Genomic DNA, 15,136 nt, shown 5'->3' on the forward strand with positions numbered 1-15,136 from the left:
CTCAGTGCCCCAGTCCGCGCAGCGCGTTGATGATCGCGTCGGTGGTCGGCTGGTGGACCTCGCCGGCGAGCCGGCCGTCGGCCAGCAGCACGACCCGGTCGGCGTAGGCGGCAGCCACCGGGTCGTGGGTGACCATGACGACGGTCTGGCCGGTCTCCCGGACGCTGGAGCGCAGCAGGCCCAGCACCTCGGCGCCGGCGGAGGAGTCCAGGTTGCCGGTGGGCTCGTCGGCGAAGACGACGTCGGGGCGGGGGAGCAGCGCCCGGGCCACGGCCACGCGCTGCTGCTGGCCACCGGAGAGCTCGTGCGGGCGGTGCCCGAGCCGGTTCCGCAGGCCGAGCCGGCCGATGACGGCGTCCATCCACTCCCGGTCGGGGCGCTGCCCGGCCAGCTGCATCGGCAGCAGCATGTTGTCCTGCGCGTCGAGCACGGGCAGCAGGTTGAACGACTGGAAGACGAAGCCGATCCGCTCGCGACGCAGCCTGGTCAGCTGGTCGTCGCGCAGGCCGGTGAGCTCGGTATCGCCCAGCCAGACCTGGCCGGCGGTGGCGGCGTCGAGGCCGGCCAGGCAGTGCATGAGGGTCGACTTGCCCGAGCCGGAGGGGCCCATGATCGCGGTGAAGGCGCCACGGTCGAAGGCGACGTCGACCCCGGCGAGCGCGTGCACCGCCGTCTCACCGGAGCCGTAGATCTTGCGCAGGCCGGTGGCGCGGACGGCGGCGGACAGCGACGCCGTGGGCTCACCCGGAACGGTCATCAGGGGTACGGACACAAGGGCCTCCAGAGGCGGTGATCGGGACGTGATCACGTTCTCCTGCGGAGGCGTTCGCCGGCGTCGCCGCACGGGCTGGTCTCGGCGCCGTCCCGACTGCCCTCCAGGGCTGACCCGACGTCATCCCCCGGTCGTAGGGCAGGCAGGTCTTTCGTCGAGGCGATCGAAGCGCGGGTGGGACGACGGTGGTCGACCTGCCGACGGTCACGCCTGTCGATCGACGAAGTCGTGCATGCCCGGAACGGTGAACGCGAGCAGTCCTCGTTCAGGCGCGTACACGAGACCCTTCTTGATCAGCTCGATCCGCGCCACGGAGAGGTCTGATGTCCTGGCCTTGCGCATGTGTCGGGCGATGTCCGCGATGGAGGCGGGGTCGGCCGCTCCGAGGACAGCCAAGGCGCGCAGGAGATCCCGCTGTGCGGGCGTGGCCCGTTCCCAGCGTGACCGGTAGAGCCCGTCGTCGACCTCGCGCCGTGCATCCGCGAGCCCGATGTCCACGTCCTCGGCCGTGATCGGTGTCGAGCGCGCCTGGTCCCATACGTGCTTGCCGACTGACTGCAGGAAGTAGGGATAGCCGCCGGCCGTCGTCAGCGCTGCTGAGATGGCATCTTCGTCCCAGAGGACGTCTCGAGCAGAAGCGGGCACGACCAGTGCGGCCCGTGCCGCGTCCTCCCCCAGCAGCCCGATGGGTCGGTAGTCGTAGAGCCGTTCGGCATAGCTGGTCGCGTCCGCCAGCTGAGCAGGCAGGGAGGGAAGTCCTGCGCCGACGAAGGTGACTGGTGGCGGCGAATCCTGCTGACCCAGGTGGTGGATCGCCGTGTTGATGGCCTGCAGCTCGTCCGGCGCCGCTTCTTGTAGCTCGTCCACGAGGACGAGCACTCCGATCCCGAGTGTCCGAGCGGTGTCGCCAAGGACCTCCATCAGCATCGCGAGGTCATCACCGAATCGGCCTGTGTCAGCCAGTCCGCGAAGCGGTTCCACGTCCACCCCGACACCGACTGCCCCACTGGGGTCGACCTTGAGGCTGAACGACTTGAGTACGCCCAGCCACCGCTGCAGCCCTCCACCGGGGTGCGCCCCCGTCGCCGTCCGGGTGGCTCGCACGAGCGATTGGCTCAGCGCCACGGGCAGCGCCGTCCCTGCCCCGGCCTCGACCTTCGCGGTGATCCACTGACGCTCGTTGGCGCGGGCCAGCAGTTCGTTGAGCAACGCCGTCTTACCGACGCCGCGAAGCCCGTTGAGGACCCAGCTGCGATCGCCCTCGCCAAACTCCTCGGCCCGCCTGCGCAGTACCTCGAACGCCTGGAGCGTCGACTCCCGGCCGGCCAACAACGGTGGCCGTCGCCCTGCACCTGGTCTGTACGGATTGAGCACCGGATCCATCTGTAACTCATCCTCAAAGCGTGTATGGAAGAACGTTATGCGGCATTATCGTTCCTTACACGCGGCTGCTCGTCAGCTCGTCGCGTCGCGGAGCAGGTCGGCCGGGGCCACCAGGCCGGTGCGGTAGGCCAGCACCACGGCCTGCACCCGGTCCCGGGAGCCGGTCTTGGCCAGCACCCGCCCCACGTGGGTCTTCACCGTGGCCTCGCTGACGAACAGCCGCCCGGCGATCTCGGTGTTGGTCGCGCCGTAGGCCATCAGCTCCAGGACCTCGCGCTCCCGGGGGGTCAGCTCGGCCAGCGACCGGTCGTCGGCCGGGGCCGCCACCGACGCGGCCGAACCGCGCAGCATCGGTGCGACGTGCTGCAGCAGCCGCCGGGTGGAGCTGGCCGCGATCACCGCCTCGCCGGCGTGCACGGTGCGCACCGCGGCGAGCAGCTCCTCCGGCTGCGCGTCCTTGAGCAGGAACCCGCTGGCCCCGGCGCCGATCGCGGCCACCACGTACTCGTCGAGGTCGAAGGTGGTCAGCACGACCACCCGCGGCGGGTCGGGCAGCGCGGCGACCTGCCCGGTGGCGGCGATGCCGTCGGTACCCGGCATCCGGACGTCCATCAGCACCACGTCGGCCGCCGTCCGGCGCAGCACGTCGACCGCCGCGGCGCCGTCCCCGGCCTCGCCGACCACGGTCAGGTCGGGCTGGGAGTCGATGACCATCCGGAAGCCGGCCCGGACCAGCTGCTGGTCGTCGACGAGGACGACGCGGATCGGGCTGCTGTTCATCGGGGAGGACGGTAGGGGAGCAGGGCGTGCACCCCGAAGCCGCCGCCGGTGCGCGGCGCGGCGGTCAGCCGGCCGCCGTGCAGCTCGGCCCGCTCCCGCATGCCCAGCAGCCCCTGCCCGAGCCCGTCGCCGAGGCCGTGCCCGGTGCGCGGCCGGTTCCCCGACGCGCCGTCCAGCACCTCGGTGTCGCGCTCGGCGAACCCGGCCGAGGCGCCCCGCCCGTCGTCCAGCACCGCCAGCTCCAGCCCGTCCGGCCGCCAGTGCAGCCGCACCCAGGCGCGGCTCGCCGGGCCCGCGTGCTTGAGCACGTTGGTCAGCGACTCCTGCACGATCCGGTAGGCCGCCAGCTGCGGACCGGCCGGCAGCGGCTGCGGCGTGCCCTCCACGATCAGGTCGACGTCCAGGCCGCTGGCCCGCACGTCGGCGACCAACTGGTCGATCGCCGCGACGTCGGGCTGGGGCGCGTACTCCTCGCCGCCGCCGTCGCGGAGCACCCCGAGCAGGGAGCGCATGTCGGTCAGCGCCTGCCGGCCGGTGGCCGCGATCGCCTCCAGGGCGCCGGCCGCGGCGGCCGGGTCGGACCGCCCCGCGTACCGGCCGCCGTCGGCCTGCGCGATCACCACCGACAGGGAGTGGGCGACGACGTCGTGCATCTCCCGGGCGATCCGGGCCCGCTCGGCGGTCGCCGCCAGCCGCATCTCCTGCTCCCGCTCCAGCTCGAGCAGCCGGGCCCGCTCCTGCAGGCCGGCGAGCTGCTGCAGCCGGGCGCGGCGCAGGTCGCCCAGCGCCCAGGCGGCGACCACGGTCACCCCGATCGCACCGGCGTTGGCTGCGAAGGTGTAGACGTCGCCGGCGCTGAAGTACTGGGCCGACGCCAGCACCGCGCCGACGAGGCCGGCTCCCAGCCCGGCGCGGCCGGCCCAGCGGGGCGCGTAGGCGGCGAGCGCGTGGACCATGACCAGCGCGGCGACGTCGGCGAACAGGAAGTCGTCGACGATGACGAGCTGCAGGAGCCCGACGGCGACGACCACGCCGGCCGCCGGGACCGGTGCCCGCCGGCGCCAGGCCAGCGGGGCCAGCAGCAGCAGGATGACCAGCGGCGTGTCCCCGTCGAGCGTGCCGTCCTGGAACAGCAGCGCGACCAGGACCAGCGCCGCGGCGATCGCGACGTCGACGGCGAACGGGTGCCTGCGGAGCCGGGCCGCCAGACGTTCGGGCAGCGGCTGGTCCATGCTGCCGACCTTAGGTAGCGCGGGAGGCGGCGTCGTCGTCCTGCGGGGTGAGCCGCCGGTCCCACCCCGGGATGACCCCGTCGGCAGCGTGCCGGTGGTGTCCCCTCCCGTTCCGCGCGGCGCGTGCCGGGGACACCGCCGGGGCTGGCAGGGTTCGGGCGTGTCCCGCTCCCTCGGCCCGGCGTTCTGGCGGCTGTTCGCCGCCAGCGCGTCGTCCAACCTGGCCGACGGGGTGAACCGGGTGGCGCTGCCGCTGCTCGCGGCGACGCTGACCCGCGACCCGGTGCTGGTCGCCGCGCTGACCTCGCTGGCCTTCCTGCCCTGGTTGCTGTTCGCGCTGCCGGCCGGGGCGGTGGTGGACCGCGTGGACCGGAAGCGGGCGATGGCCGCGGCCAACACCGTGCGGGCCCTGGCGCTGGCCGCGCTGGCCGCGACCGTGCTCGCCGGCGCGCTCTCGCTGCCCGTGCTCTATGTCGTCGCCTTCGTCGTCGGCGGAGCCGAGACGGTGTACGACAGCGCGGCCCGGGCGATGCTGCCGCAGGTCGTCCACCGCAACCAGCTCGATCGCGGCAACGGGCTGATCACCGTCGCCGAGGAGGCCAGCCAGGCGTTCGTCGGCGCGCCGCTGGGGTCGCTGCTGTTCGCCCTCGCCGTCGCCGCGCCGCTGCTGACCACCAGCGGGGCGTTCCTGCTCGGCGCCGTCCTGGTGCTGGGCATCGCCGGCAACCACCGGCCGGGGAGGCTCGCCGCGGGGCCGCCGACCACCATCCGCCGGGACGTCGCCGAGGGCGTCGCCTGGCTGTGGCGGCACCGGTTCCTCCGCGGGCTCACCGCGGTGTCGGCGACGACGTCGCTGCTGCAGTCGATGACCACCGGCGTCCTGGTGCTCTACGCGCTGGAGACCCTGCGGATCGGCGAGGCCGGGTTCGGGCTGCTGCTCACCGCCTCCGGGGTGGGCGCGGTGCTCGGCGGGCTCGCCGCCGCTCCGCTGGCCGCCCGGATCGGGCGCTCCGCCACGCTGGTCCTGGGCGCCGGCCTGGCCGCGGCCATGACCCTCGCGCTGGGGCTGACCACCCACGGCGTCGTCGCCGGGGTGCTGCTCGGGGTGGGGGCGGCCGGAGTGCTCTTCTGGAACGTGCTGACCATGTCGCTGCGGCAGGCGCTGATCCCGGAGGAGCTCTTCGGCCGGGTGCAGGGCGCCTACCGCACCCTGGTCTGGGGCGGGATCCCGCTCGGTGCGCTGGCCGGTGGCCTGCTGGCCGGCGTCACGAGCGTGCCGGCGGTCTTCGTCGTCGCCGGCTGCGCGCTGCTCGTGCTCGCCGGGGCGCTGTGGCGGCTGCTGGCCGCGCACCGGAACGAGGTGTCCGGGGCCTTCGCCGTCCCGGTCTGATCGGCGGGGCGGCCCGGTCCGGGTCGACCGGGCTGGTTCCGGAAGGCTTCCCGGTCACTTATCGATCACTTTCCGGAACCCGGCCGCTGCCCGCCGGTGGGCGGGCCGCCTAAAGTGACGGCGATCACTCCTCAGGCCACGCACACGGAAGGCGTCCCGTGACCCAGCCAGAACGCAAGCTGTTGAGTCCGGCGGAGTACCGCGCCGCCCAGGACTCGCCCGAGTTCGCCGAGCTGCGCCGCAAGTTCCGCAGCTTCGCCGTCCCGATGACCGTGGCGTTCCTCGCCTGGTACCTGCTCTACGTGCTGCTCTCGACCTACGCCCAGGACTTCATGTCCACCGAGGTCTTCGGCAACGTCAACCTCGGCATCCTGCTGGGGCTGGGACAGTTCGTCTCGACCTTCGTGATCACCCAGCTCTACGTCCGGCACGCGAGCAAGAACACCGACCCCATCTCCGACGAGATGCGCAACCGTCTCGAGGCCCACGAGTTCGCCGGCCCGGACCGTACCGAGGAGCCTCCCCGTGGTTGACCTGCTCGCCGCCGAGGGCGGCACCATCGGCAACCCGACGATCAACATCTCGATCTTCGGCGCCTTCGTCGTCATCACGCTGTTCATCACCTTCCGGGCGAGCCGCAACAACAAGAGCGCCGCCGACTACTACGCAGCCGGGCGCAACATCACCGGCACCCAGAACGGCCTGGCCATCGCCGGTGACTACCTGTCGGCCGCCTCGTTCCTCGGCATCGCCGGGGCCATCGCCGTCTACGGCTACGACGGCTTCCTGTACTCGATCGGCTTCCTCGTCGCCTGGCTGGTGGCGCTGCTGCTGGTCGCCGAGCTGATGCGCAACACCGCCCGCTTCACCATGGCCGACGTCCTGGCGTTCCGGATGCGGCAGGGGCCGGTGCGGACGGCCGCGGCCATCTCGACGCTGTTCGTGTCGCTGTTCTACCTGCTGGCCCAGATGGCCGGTGCCGGCGGACTGGTGGCGTTGCTGCTCGGGGTGAGCGGCGCGGTCGCCGAGGCGGCCGTGGTCGCCATCGTCGGCGCGCTGATGATCTTCTACGTGCTGGTCGGTGGCATGCGTGGCACCACGTACGTGCAGATGATCAAGGCGACGCTGCTCATCGCCGGTGCGCTGGTCATGACCGTCTGGGTGCTCGGCAAGTACGGGTTCAACCTGTCCTCGCTGCTGGGCGGGGCGGTCGAGGCCGAGGGCCCGCAGGTCCTGGAGCCGGGCGCGCGGTACGGCCTGTCCGGCACGACGAAGCTGGACTTCATCAGCCTGGCGCTGGCCCTGGTGCTCGGCACCGCCGGCCTGCCGCACGTGCTGATGCGCTTCTACACGGTGCCCACGGCCAAGGACGCCCGGAAGTCCGTGGTCTGGGCGATCTGGCTGATCGGCGCGTTCTACCTGTTCAGCCTGGTGATCGGCTACGGCGCCGGGGCGCTGGTCGGATCCGAGACCATCCTCGGCGCACCCGGCGGGGTCAACTCGGCGGCGCCACTGCTGGCCTTCGAACTCGGTGGCACCGTGCTGCTGGGCATCATCGCCGGGGTGGCGTTCGCCACGATCCTCGCCGTCGTCGCCGGTCTGACCATCACGGCGTCGGCGTCCTTCGCGCACGACGTCTACGCCTCGGTCATCAAGAAGGGCGAGGTGCCGCCGAACGGGGAGGTCAAGGTCGCCCGGATCACCGCCGTCGTCATCGGGGCGGTCTCGATCGGCCTGGGCATCCTGGCCCTGCGCGCCGGGCTGAACATCGCCTTCCTGGTCGCACTGGCCTTCGCCGTGGCGGCCTCGGCCAACCTGCCCACGATCCTCTACACGCTGTTCTGGAAGAACTTCACCACCCAGGGCGCGCTGTGGTCGATCTACGGCGGGCTGATCGTCTGCGTCGGGCTGATCATCTTCTCGCCGGTCGTGTCGGGTGCGGAGACGTCGATGTTCCCGAGCGTGGACTTCGCCTGGTTCCCGCTGAACAACCCGGGCCTGGTCTCCATCCCGCTGTCGTTCTTCCTCGGCTGGCTGGGCACCAAGGTTTCCAAGGAGCGCCCGGACGTCGACAAGTACGCCGAGCTGGAGGTCCGGTCGCTGACCGGCATCGGCGCGGAGAAGGCGGTCCCGCACTGAAAGAGGACCTCGCTGCCCCCCCACGGCTCGCACGTTCGCCGCGGGCCCCTGCAGCGAGGCCGCACGCGAGGCCCGTCCCTGGTGGGGCGGGCCTCGCGTCGTGCTTCAGGCGGCGGTCGCCGGGGCGGCGGTGGGTGCCACGGCCGGTTCCGGCACGACGGCGTCCGCCGCCCCGGTCGTAACGGCGACCGCGCCGGCGGTCGATCGGCGGCGGTGCACGGCCCAGCGGGCGGTCAGGCCGGCCAGGACGACGAGCCCGGCCAGGGTGTCGGCACCGGGCGCGGCCAGCGCCACGACGACGGCCGCGGCGTAGACGGCGGTCAGCAGGGCCGTGGCCACGGGCGGGCGCCGCCCGGTCAGCCGGGGCAGCGACAGGTGCAGGGCGGGAACGTGCGGTGCGGGAACGTGCGGTGCGGGGACGGACAGGTGCACGGCGGGACCTCCACGGGAACGAGGTGGGGCGGCCCGCCGTGCCGGCGTCCCAGGTCCGCGGGTGCGGGTGCGGGTCCGGGGCGCCGGCACGGCGACGGCGCAGGGGAGAGCTCCCCCTACTTGAGGGCGTCCTTGGCGCGCTGCAGCAGCGACTGCCCGGGCACCGGCGGCGTGCCGAACAGGCGCGGGTCACCCGGCGGGAGGATCGGCGCGTCGGCGTGCGCGGCGATCGGGGCGGCCCGCATGGTGTTGTCCGTGCCGTCCAGCGCCGGGCCGTTCGCCCACCGGCCGGCCGCGGCCTCGGGGCCGTCGGAGGCGTCGAGGAACGTGTAGGCGAACTCCGGCAGCTCCTCCTCCAGCGGGTAGGCCTCCGGCACCGGGATGCCGTCCAGCCCGTCCGCCTTGAGCTCCTCGGCGGCGGCCAGCCACTGCATCTGGTGGTAGTGGTCGCGGGTGATCAGGAAGCGGAGGGTGTCCTTCACGCCCGGGTCGTCGGTCATGTTGTAGAGCCGGGAGACCTGCAGCCGGCCCATCATCTCGGCGGTGGCGTTGTAGTGGAAGTCGGCCATCAGGTTGCCGCTGGCGGTCACGTACCCGCCGCTCCACGGCACGCCCATGCTGTCCATGTAGGAGGCCCCACCACCGTTGACGATGGCGTGCTGCGGGTTGCTCTGCCCGTAGGCGGCCGCGCTCTCCTTGGAGTGGTCGGCCGAGTCCGGCTTGAGCGGCTGGTGGTCCAGCAGCCGGTCGATCAGCGTCACCAGGATCTCGACGTGGGCCAGCTCCTCGGTGCCGATGGCCAGCAGCATGTCCTTGTACTTGCCGGGCAGCCGGCAGTTCCAGCCCTGCAGCAGGTACTGGGTGGCGACGGTCATCTCGCCCCACTGGCCGCCGAGCACCTCCTGGAGCCGGCGGGCGTAGTTGGCGTCGGGGCCGTCGGGCTTGGCCTCGTACTGCAGGGCGTGGGTGTGCGTGAACACGGGCGTCTCCTCTGCGTCGTCGCTGTCGCCGCCCTCGCGGTGACGTCTCTGATCTGCCCGCGCCGGGTGTCACCCCCGTGCCGTCCGGTGGCCCGCCGGGGCCGACCTGTCGTTCAACGGTCGGGCAGCCGGACGACGAGGGTGAAGGCGCCGTCGTCGTCGGTGTACCAGGCCAGCCGGCCGCCCAGCTCGAGGGTCTGGCGCTGCACCGACCACAACCCCAGCCCGGTGAGGTCCACCGGTGGCTCGGTCCGGGTCAGGTGGCCGAGCACCTGGTCGGCCGGCACGCCGGCCTGGGTGAGTGCGAGGTCGACCCAGACGTCCCGACGGTCCACCCGCAGCCGCACCGCGGCCCCACGGCCGTGCCGGTGCGCGTTCTCCAGCAGGTTGGTCAGGATCCGCTGCACCCGGGCGTCGGCCACCACCACGTTGCAGGCGTCCTCGCCGAGCTCGACGGTGAGCTGGGCGCGGGGCAGGCCGGCGGAGGCCACCGAGGCCCGCACCACGTCGCCGAGCCGGCGGGTGCCGCGCCGCTCGGGGGCCCCGCCGGTGGCGTCGGCGGTGCGCAGCATGGACGCGAGCTGGTGCGCCTGGTCCCGGGCCAGCTGCACCAGCTGCGGAGGGGTGTTCCCGTCGAGGTGGTCCAGCAGCGACTCCAGCGACGCGAGCGGGCTGCGCATGTCGTGGCACAGCGCACGTACCAGCGCGTCGGCCGGGGCGACCGGCTCGGTGGGGCGGGGCCGCAGCCGGGACCGGACCGCCTGGAGCAGGTCGGTGAGCAGTCCGGTCGGAATGGACGGGCGTGTGTCGGCGGACAGGGTCACGGGCACCTCCGGGAGTGCGGTCGGTCAGCCACGCCGGGCGCAGCTCGTTCAGGGAGTGACGTGGGAGAACACGGGATCGGTGCCGGGGCTGGGCACGGTCCTCCGGTGGACGTGGTGGTCATCGACGACCACCCGCTGTTCAGTCGCGGCCTGTCGCTGCTGCTGCCGCCGGTGAGCGAGGGCCGGGTGCGGGTCGTCGGGACGACGGACGACGCCTCGGCCGGGGCGGCGCTGGTCCGCCGGCACATGGCCGACGTCGCCGTCGTCGACCTGCACATGCCGCCACCCGGCGGCGTCCGGGCGATCGCGGCCATCCGCCGGGCCGCGCCGATGACCCGGATCATCGCGCTGTCCGGGCTGGCCGAGCCGGATGCCGCGCTGGAGGCGCTGCGCGCCGGGGCGGCCGGGTTCCTGCCCAAGACCGCCACGCCCGAGGCGCTGGTGCTCCCGCTGCTGGCGGTGCTCGACGGCTGGTCGGTGATCCCCGAGCCGCTGCTGCGCCAGCTGCTGGCCGACTCCGCGCCGAGCGACGACCAGGGCATCGTCGAGCGGCTGACCAGCGAGGACCGCCGGCTGTGGCGGCTGGTGTCGGCCGGCACGAGCACCGTGGACATCGCCACCACGCTGCACGTGTCCGAGCGCACGGTGAAGCGGCTGGTGGCCAACCTGCTGCGACAGCTGAAGGTGGCCACCCGGGTGGAGGCCGCGGCGCTGGCCGGGCGGGTCGGGCTCGAGGCCGACCCCGAGGGCGGCGGCCGCAGCGCGGCGCACTGGTCCCGGGGGTGAGCCGATCGGTCTCATCGCCGCCCAGCTACCCGGGGCGGTGATCGACACGCCTGCGCGCCGGCAGAGGAACGCACGGTTCCGGAACCGGCGGCGCCCGCGGCGCGCGCTGGCTACTGTCCGGCGATGGCCGCACGCATCGTCCTGCTCGGCGCGACCGGGCACACCGGCGGGCTGACCGCCCGCGCGCTGACGGCCGCCGGCGCCCGGCCGGTGCTCGCCGGCCGCGACCCGGCCCGGCTCGCACCCCTCGCCGAGCGGCTGGCCGGGGACGGCAAGCCGCTGGAGACGGCGGCCGCCGACGTCACCGACCCGGCGACGGTGCGCGAGCTGCTGGGCCCCGGTGACGTGCTGGTGACCACGGTCGGCCCCTTCCTGCAGCTGGGCGGGGCGGCCGTGGCCGCCGCGGTCGACGCCGGTGCGGTGTACCTGGACTCCACCGGCGAGCCACCCTTCCTGCGCCGGGTGTTCGAGCACGCCGGCCCGCGGGCGCGGCGGTCGGGGGCCGCGCTGCTGCCGGCGTTCGGGCACGACTACGTGCCGGGGGTGCTGGCCGGCGCGATGGCCCTCGCCGAGGCGGGGGACCGGGCGCACCGGCTGGACGTCGGCTACACCACCGACGGCACGAGCGGGCAGGCGTTCTCCCGCGGCACGCTGCGCTCGTTGCTCGGGGTGCTGCTGGAACCGGGCCACGCCTTCACCGGCGGGCGCCTGGTGGTGCAGCCCGCCGGGGCCCGGCTGTGGCGCTTCGAGGTGGGCGGACGGGTCCGGCGCGGGCTGTCGGTCGGCGGCTCCGAGCACCTCACGCTGCCGGCGCTCGCCCCGACCCTGCAGGAGGTCGGGGTCTTCCTCGACTGGTTCGGTCCGGCCGCCCCGGTGGCCCACCGGCTCGCGCCGCTGACCCCCTGGGCCGCCCGGCTGCCGGGGGTCCGCCGGAACGTTCCCCGGCTCGCCGACGCGCTGGCCGCCCGGGTCGCCGTGGCGCCGGCGCCGCAGCCGGACGCCCGGACGACGGTGCTGGCCGAGGTCCGCGACCCGGCAGGAGCCCGGGTGGCCACCGTCGAGCTGACCGGCCCCGACCCGTACGCGCTGACCGCCGGCCTGCTCGCCCGGGGCGCGGTGCGCGCCGCCGCCGGCGGGGTGCGGGACGTCGGCGCGCTGGGGCCGGTGCAGGCCTTCGGTCTCGCGGAGCTCACCGCCGCAGCCGCAGCGGCCGGCCTGCAGCGGCGGTGACGCACGCGCGGTGAGCTGATCAGCCGACGGTGATGCCCAGCTCGGCGGCCATCCCCGGGGCCCAGCCGACCAGCTGGGCGCCGTCGATCGTGCAGCCACGCAGCCCGGCGACGCCGTCCAGCCGGGTCACCTCGGCGCCCCGCAGGTCCACCGACCGGCAGCTGGCCTCCTCGAGCACCAGCGACCCGATCGTGCAGTCGACCAGTCGCACGTCGCGCAGCTGCGCGCCGGCCAGGTCCAGCTCGCCGATCGTGCAACCGGCCACGGTCACGTCGACCAGCGTGGCGTTGCGCAGGCCGACGTAGTCGGCCCGGAGCCTGCCGAGGCGGACCCGGGTCGCCTCGCAGCCGTGCGCGGTGACCGCGCCGAGCCGCCCGCCCTCCACGACGACGTCCAGCAGGGTGGCGTCCATCAGCGACCACGCCGTCGCGCGCACCCCGGTGAGCAGGCAGCTGGCGAAGCGGGACCGGTCGAAGCCGACCCCGCCGAGGTCGCAGTCGTCGAGCACGCACTCGAGGAACCGCGCGGCGGTGGCGTCGCCGGTGAGCGCGGCGCCGGTGAAGCGCAGCCCGTCCGCGGTGCCGGCGCCGGTCAGCTCCGGTCCGGGCGCGTCCTCCAGCGGGGGCAGCAGCGCCGCGAGGCCGTCGGCGTCGATGGGCACGGTTCCTCCTCGCGGTCGTGCGGCGGCCGCGCTCACGACGACGGGTGCAGCGTGCCCGCCCAGCGGCCCGATGCCGTCGTCACGAATCCCGCCGCCTCGTCGGCCGCCAGGTCCACGGCGGCGTAGCCGCCGCTGCCGGCGCCCACGCAGGCCACCACGGTGGCCAGCCCGGCCCGCCGCTGGAAGGGGCTCTGCCGCACCTGCCACCCGATGACGGCGCGGCGTTGCAGCACGGTGTGCGACCTCAGCAGCCAGCCCGAGCGGACGGCGAGCGAGTGCGGGCCCGCGGCGTGGCCGAGCGCGGCGTAGAGGCCCAGCCCCAGCGGCACACCCAGCACGGTCAGCACGATGCCGGCCACCAGCACGCCCCACCAGCCCAGCGTCGCGGTCAGCACGGCGCCGGCGAGCAGCACGACCGAGCCCGGGACGACCGACCGGACGACGGCCCGGCGCCGGGCCGCCGGAGGGTGCGCGCGCAGCGGGCCGGGGGCCTCGACGATCCGCTCGCCCAGCGACCACGCCTGCGCCCGGGGGCCCAGCGGGAACAGCTGTCCCCGGCGGGCGGCGTCCCCGAGCCCGGTGACCAGCGCGCTGGCCCGGGCGGCCCCGACCAGCCGCATGCCCAGGCCCTCGCTGACGGTGTAGCCGCGGATCCGGTCGATCTCCAGCTCGGTGTGCCGGCGGGTGACCAGACCGCGGACGGCGATCAGCGACCCGCCCCGGCGAACCAGCCGGAACCGCCAGTTGACCACCGCGGCGCCGATCACCGAGCCCAGCACCAGCACCAGCACGGCCGCGACGACCGCGATCGCGACCACCGGGCCGTCGACGACGTCGGGGCCCTCGACGTCGGGCACGAACCGTTCGGGCAGCTCGTCGGCCAGCCGGGTCAGCGCGCCCACGGCCGCCAGCGGCACGGCGAGGTAGCCACCGACCAGGGGGGCGTAGAGCAGCCAGCGGTTGTCGAAGCGGGCGATCTCCTCCTCGACGGGCTCGGTCGGATCATCCTGGGCGGCGTCGTGCTCCGGCTCCGGCTCGCCCGCGGCCGGGCGGGCGCGGCGGGTCAGCAGGACGGCGCGCAACCGGTCGCCCTCCGCCCGCGGGACACCGTCGACCAGCAGCTCCTCGGTGCCGGTGACCGAACTGCCGGCGGCCGCGTCGATGCGCACCCGCACCAGGCCGAACACCCGGTGCAGCAGCGGCGCCTCCACCTCCACCCCGCGCACCCGGTCCAGTGGCACGGTGCGCACCGAGCGGGTCAGCAGCCCGCGGGTGACGACGACGGCGCGGTCGCCCACCGCGTAGCTGAACCGCCACCAGGACACCGCCGCCGCCAGCAGCGAGAGCACGGTGATGCCCACGACCAGCGCGACGAGCGCGGCGGGCCCGTCGCCCAGTCCGCGGGCGGCGCCGATGCCCAGCACCACCGGCGCCAGCGCCCGGGCCTGCCGGAAGGTGATGGTGTGCACCAGCAGCACCCGCGGCGAGGTGCGCTCGCCGGGCTGCGGAGCCGGATCGATCACGTCGCCTCGTCCCGGACCAGCTCGGCCCGGCGCGCGAGGTCGTCGGCGACCCGGCGGGCGACGTCGGTCTCCAGGTGCGGCATCCGCACTGTGCCCTGCGACGAGGCGGTCAGCACCAGCACGGTCGACAGCCCGAACAGGCCCTGCAGCACACCGCGGGTGACGTCCACCGTCTGGATGCGCGAGATCGGCACCAGGGTCCACGTCCGGGTCAGCCAGCCGGTGAGGGTGAAGACGGCCTCGTCGGTGACCTCCCAGCGGTGCACCCGGTAGCGCAGCCGGGGGCGCACGCCGATGGCCAGCGCCCCGTGGACGACGACGAGCACCGGCCCCAGCCAGCGCACCAGGGTGACCGGGGTGCCGGCGTCGCCGGGGACGAAGACGAAGAAGGCGGCCAGGGCGAGCACGTAGACGACGGTGCTGATGACCCCCTGGGTGGTCCACAGACCGATGGCCGAGCGGGACAGGGGCCAGGCCGGGTCGCGGACGGGGGCCGGCGGGGGAGCGGTCATCACCGCACATCCTGGCAGCGGTCGCCGGCGGGGACGTGCGTGCCACGATGGACGGCATGACGATGCCGCAGCAGATTCCCACCGTGCCCGCGTCGGAACTGCCCGCCGACGCCGTCGTCCTCGACGTGCGGGAGGACGACGAGTGGGTGGCCGGGCACATCGAGGGGGCCACGCACATCGCGATGGGCGACGTCCCCGCGCGCCTGGACGACCTGCCCGAGGGCGACCCGCTCTACGTCACCTGCCGCGGTGGCGGCCGCTCGGCCCGGGTGGCCGCCTGGCTGAACCAGAACGGTTTCGACGCGGTCAACGTGGGCGGTGGCATGGGCGAGTGGCAGGCCGCGGGCCGGCCGATGGTGAGCGAGACCGGCCAGCAGCCCTTCGTGCGCTGACGGCCCCGTCCGGCCCCGTCCAGAGGCTCATCCCGAGCCTGCGAGGGACGAGGAGGACGGGGTCCTTCTGCCGAGCTTGCGAGGGGTGAGGAGGACGGGG

General features: G+C 74.4%; 16 protein-coding genes. 6 read left to right on the forward strand and 10 right to left on the reverse strand.

Annotated elements, in window-relative coordinates:
- Window position 1 precedes the first annotated feature (1 nt).
- The 4 genes from ACYVG5_RS08630 to ACYVG5_RS08645 form a co-directional block, all read right to left on the reverse strand.
- Window positions 2-757: an ABC transporter ATP-binding protein gene (locus tag ACYVG5_RS08630; RefSeq protein ID WP_246630377.1), complete on the reverse strand. Its 756-nt coding sequence runs from the start codon at window positions 755-757 to the stop codon at window positions 2-4.
- 219 nt (window positions 758-976) lie between these two features.
- Complete coding sequence (locus tag ACYVG5_RS08635; protein WP_222049014.1) at window positions 977-2,155, reverse strand: AAA family ATPase; 1,179 nt, start codon at window positions 2,153-2,155, stop codon at window positions 977-979.
- Between the two features lie 72 nt (window positions 2,156-2,227).
- A complete protein-coding gene (locus ACYVG5_RS08640) occupies window positions 2,228-2,935 on the reverse strand; it encodes a response regulator (protein WP_222049013.1) in 708 nt (235 codons plus the stop codon).
- Entirely contained in the window at window positions 2,932-4,167 is a 1,236-nt protein-coding gene (locus tag ACYVG5_RS08645; protein WP_222049012.1) for a sensor histidine kinase, read from the reverse strand. The genes ACYVG5_RS08640 and ACYVG5_RS08645 overlap by 4 nt, the downstream gene beginning before the upstream one ends.
- A gap of 160 nt (window positions 4,168-4,327) precedes the next feature.
- On the opposite strand from ACYVG5_RS08645, the gene ACYVG5_RS08650 reads away from it, so the two are divergent.
- The 3 genes from ACYVG5_RS08650 (at window position 4,328) to ACYVG5_RS08660 (ending at window position 7,696) form a co-directional block, all read left to right on the forward strand.
- Window positions 4,328-5,557: an MFS transporter gene (locus tag ACYVG5_RS08650; RefSeq protein WP_222049011.1), complete on the forward strand. Its 1,230-nt coding sequence runs from the start codon at window positions 4,328-4,330 to the stop codon at window positions 5,555-5,557.
- Window positions 5,558-5,715: 158 nt separating this feature from the next.
- Entirely contained in the window at window positions 5,716-6,090 is a 375-nt protein-coding gene (locus tag ACYVG5_RS08655; protein WP_222049010.1) for a DUF485 domain-containing protein, read from the forward strand.
- Window positions 6,083-7,696 (forward strand): solute symporter family protein, encoded by a 1,614-nt coding sequence (locus ACYVG5_RS08660; protein ID WP_222049009.1) that lies wholly within the window; start codon window positions 6,083-6,085, stop codon window positions 7,694-7,696. The genes ACYVG5_RS08655 and ACYVG5_RS08660 overlap by 8 nt, the downstream gene beginning before the upstream one ends.
- Before the next feature lie 105 nt (window positions 7,697-7,801).
- Here the strand turns inward: ACYVG5_RS08660 and ACYVG5_RS08665 are convergent, their stop codons facing one another.
- From ACYVG5_RS08665 to ACYVG5_RS08675, 3 genes are all read right to left on the reverse strand, one after another.
- Window positions 7,802-8,128 carry a hypothetical protein gene (locus tag ACYVG5_RS08665; protein ID WP_460683099.1) on the reverse strand — a complete coding sequence of 109 codons (327 nt, stop codon included), beginning with the start codon at window positions 8,126-8,128 and terminating at the stop codon, window positions 7,802-7,804.
- 116 nt (window positions 8,129-8,244) lie between these two features.
- Window positions 8,245-9,108, reverse strand: coding sequence for a manganese catalase (locus ACYVG5_RS08670; protein WP_222049008.1), 864 nt, complete (start codon window positions 9,106-9,108; stop codon window positions 8,245-8,247).
- Window positions 9,109-9,221: 113 nt separating this feature from the next.
- Window positions 9,222-9,932, reverse strand: a complete 711-nt coding sequence (locus tag ACYVG5_RS08675) for a sensor histidine kinase (RefSeq protein ID WP_222049007.1) — start codon at window positions 9,930-9,932, stop codon at window positions 9,222-9,224.
- 105 nt (window positions 9,933-10,037) lie between these two features.
- Here ACYVG5_RS08675 and ACYVG5_RS08680 point away from each other — a divergent pair, with 105 nt between their 5' ends.
- A complete protein-coding gene (locus ACYVG5_RS08680) occupies window positions 10,038-10,718 on the forward strand; it encodes a response regulator (RefSeq protein ID WP_222049006.1) in 681 nt (226 codons plus the stop codon).
- A gap of 123 nt (window positions 10,719-10,841) precedes the next feature.
- Window positions 10,842-11,948 (forward strand): saccharopine dehydrogenase family protein, encoded by a 1,107-nt coding sequence (locus tag ACYVG5_RS08685; RefSeq protein ID WP_222049005.1) that lies wholly within the window; start codon window positions 10,842-10,844, stop codon window positions 11,946-11,948.
- A 19-nt stretch (window positions 11,949-11,967) separates the two neighbouring features.
- Here the strand turns inward: ACYVG5_RS08685 and ACYVG5_RS08690 are convergent, their stop codons facing one another.
- Genes ACYVG5_RS08690 through ACYVG5_RS08700 form a run of 3 tightly spaced genes read right to left on the reverse strand, consistent with a single transcriptional unit; the run spans window position 11,968 to window position 14,644 of the window.
- Window positions 11,968-12,609, reverse strand: a complete 642-nt coding sequence (locus ACYVG5_RS08690) for a pentapeptide repeat-containing protein (protein WP_222049004.1) — start codon at window positions 12,607-12,609, stop codon at window positions 11,968-11,970.
- A 32-nt stretch (window positions 12,610-12,641) separates the two neighbouring features.
- On the reverse strand, window positions 12,642-14,132 hold the full coding sequence (locus ACYVG5_RS08695; protein WP_222049003.1) for a PH domain-containing protein: 1,491 nt from the start codon (window positions 14,130-14,132) through the stop codon (window positions 12,642-12,644).
- Window positions 14,129-14,644: a PH domain-containing protein gene (locus ACYVG5_RS08700; RefSeq protein WP_222049002.1), complete on the reverse strand. Its 516-nt coding sequence runs from the start codon at window positions 14,642-14,644 to the stop codon at window positions 14,129-14,131. The genes ACYVG5_RS08695 and ACYVG5_RS08700 overlap by 4 nt, the downstream gene beginning before the upstream one ends.
- Before the next feature lie 56 nt (window positions 14,645-14,700).
- On the opposite strand from ACYVG5_RS08700, the gene ACYVG5_RS08705 reads away from it, so the two are divergent.
- Window positions 14,701-15,036: a rhodanese-like domain-containing protein gene (locus ACYVG5_RS08705; protein ID WP_222049062.1), complete on the forward strand. Its 336-nt coding sequence runs from the start codon at window positions 14,701-14,703 to the stop codon at window positions 15,034-15,036.
- The last annotated feature ends 100 nt before the right edge of the window (window positions 15,037-15,136 follow it).

The organism is Modestobacter lapidis, assembly GCF_054780755.1.

Coding starts and splice junctions, on each gene's coding strand:
- ACYVG5_RS08705 (WP_222049062.1), top strand. CDS start 14,701: ATGACGATGCCGCAGCAGATTCCCACCGTGCCCGCGTCGGAACTGCCC.
- ACYVG5_RS08630 (WP_246630377.1), bottom strand. CDS start 757: ATGACCGTTCCGGGTGAGCCCACGGCGTCGCTGTCCGCCGCCGTCCGC.
- ACYVG5_RS08700 (WP_222049002.1), bottom strand. CDS start 14,644: ATGACCGCTCCCCCGCCGGCCCCCGTCCGCGACCCGGCCTGGCCCCTG.
- ACYVG5_RS08635 (WP_222049014.1), bottom strand. CDS start 2,155: ATGGATCCGGTGCTCAATCCGTACAGACCAGGTGCAGGGCGACGGCCA.
- ACYVG5_RS08685 (WP_222049005.1), top strand. CDS start 10,842: ATGGCCGCACGCATCGTCCTGCTCGGCGCGACCGGGCACACCGGCGGG.
- ACYVG5_RS08640 (WP_222049013.1), bottom strand. CDS start 2,935: ATGAACAGCAGCCCGATCCGCGTCGTCCTCGTCGACGACCAGCAGCTG.
- ACYVG5_RS08645 (WP_222049012.1), bottom strand. CDS start 4,167: ATGGACCAGCCGCTGCCCGAACGTCTGGCGGCCCGGCTCCGCAGGCAC.